Origin of the sequence: Arenimonas composti TR7-09 = DSM 18010, from assembly GCF_000426365.1 — a bacterium.
Lineage (GTDB): Bacteria > Pseudomonadota > Gammaproteobacteria > Xanthomonadales > Xanthomonadaceae > Arenimonas > Arenimonas composti.
This window is the reverse complement of record NZ_AUFF01000028.1, coordinates 1-1,511: the sequence shown is the minus strand read 5'-3', so window position 1 is coordinate 1,511 and position 1,511 is coordinate 1. Positions and strand designations below refer to the sequence as shown.

The following is a 1,511-nucleotide window of genomic DNA, read 5'->3' as shown; positions in this document are numbered from 1 at the left end:
CGCTCCCGATCTCACCCGAAGTTTGAACTCCTGGCGAAGCGACGAAGGCGCAGATAGCAACGAAAGCCCGAGCGGTCTGCTCTTTGCGGCCTAACAGGCTGTTGAATTTCGCCCCGGCGCGAGCAAAATCTTCACCAAGACACCGGTTTTCAAGGCCATTTCACGGGTTCCGATAGCTTTGATCGTCGCCTCGAAAGGCCATTTGGCGCGTTTCGGGCGCAGCTCGCCCGTCAGCGCGCTCACGAAGTCGCTCCAGCGGCGATCAGCTTCGGCAACCGAACGAGGTTGCTCGCCGCCATCGCGAACTGGAAGAGGGCGTCGACGCGAACCAGACCGCGCTGCTTCACCTGGCGCAACCCGGCCGCCGACTTGATCCAGCCGAAGTGGGTTTCGATCCACGCGCGGATCTTCAGGCTCTTGTCGTAGCCGGCGTGCCGTGTCGTGCGCCCGTCGATCGCACTGCGGCGGTTGCTGTCGTTCTGTGCCACATGCGGCGTGATACCGGCCTTGCGGCACCCGGCGACGAAGTCCGCCGTGCCGTAGGCCTTGTCCGCCGCCAGCGTTCGTCGCTTACGTCCCTTCAGGGACTTGAGCAGAGTCAGTGCCGACTCGCGTTCGCCGAATCCGGTCGCGCGGCTCACGCAGGCCGCGCGCACCAGGCCGTTGCGATGCTCCATCAGCACGTGCCCCTGGTAACTGAGCTGGGCACCGGTGTTGCCTTTGCGGAACAGCCGCGAATCGGGGTCCGACTTCGATTCGTGGGTGTCGTTCCGGCGCTCCTTTCCCTTGAAATCCGCCGGCGCGTTGCGCAGGCCACCCTTCCTGTCCGGCGGCTCGTCCTTCGGCCGGAAACTCTTCTGCGAGGCCCACGCCTGCAACAGCGTGCCGTCGACCGAGAAGTGCTCGTCCGACATCAGGTCCTTCTGCTGCGCCAACCGGACCACTTCCTTCAAGAACTCGGCGGCGACCGACTCCTCGTTCAGCCGATCGCGGTTCTTCGAGAACACCGAGTGGTCCCACACGGCGTCGTCGATCGCGATGCCGACGAACCACCGGAACAGCAGGTTGTAGCGCAACTGCTCCATCAGCATTCGCTCGCTGCGCAGCGAGTAGAACAGCTGCAGGAGCTGCGCCCGCAGCAGCTTCTCGGGCGGAATCGAGTGGCGGCCCGTATCGGCATACAGCGTGTCGAACAGACCGCTCATCCGCCGAAGCGCCTGATCGGTCAGCTCCCGGATCGCGCGCAGCGGGTGATCCTCAGGGACGAAATCATCCAGCTTCGCGGTCGTGAACAGTGATTCCTGCGTGATATCGGCGCCGCGCATCAGCTACCCGTGGCCTGCGAAATGTCAGGATCGGTATCGCAAGCCGACGCCCGGAGAGCAAGTCCTGACGGGGGTGAATTTCAACAAGCTGCTAACGCCCGAGTTAAGCCGCTCCGCAACGCGCTGACCGGGAGCCGAAGCGGCAACACCCGCCGATCACTTGAACGAAGCCCGACGAGCGGAGTC

At 64.1% G+C, this 1,511-nt stretch carries 2 protein-coding genes; both read right to left on the bottom strand.

Going from position 1 to position 1,511, the window contains the following annotated elements:
- Positions 1–90: 90 nt before the first annotated feature.
- A complete protein-coding gene (locus K311_RS18555; RefSeq protein ID WP_154659583.1) occupies positions 91–243 on the bottom strand; it encodes a hypothetical protein in 153 nt (50 codons plus the stop codon).
- Positions 240–1,325: an IS5 family transposase gene (locus tag K311_RS0113375; protein ID WP_026817718.1), complete on the bottom strand. Its 1,086-nt coding sequence runs from the start codon at positions 1,323–1,325 to the stop codon at positions 240–242. Before K311_RS0113375 ends, K311_RS18555 begins: the two co-directional genes overlap by 4 nt.
- Positions 1,326–1,511: the final 186 nt, after the last annotated feature.

Coding starts and splice junctions, on each gene's coding strand:
- K311_RS0113375 (WP_026817718.1), bottom strand. CDS start 1,325: ATGCGCGGCGCCGATATCACGCAGGAATCACTGTTCACGACCGCGAAG.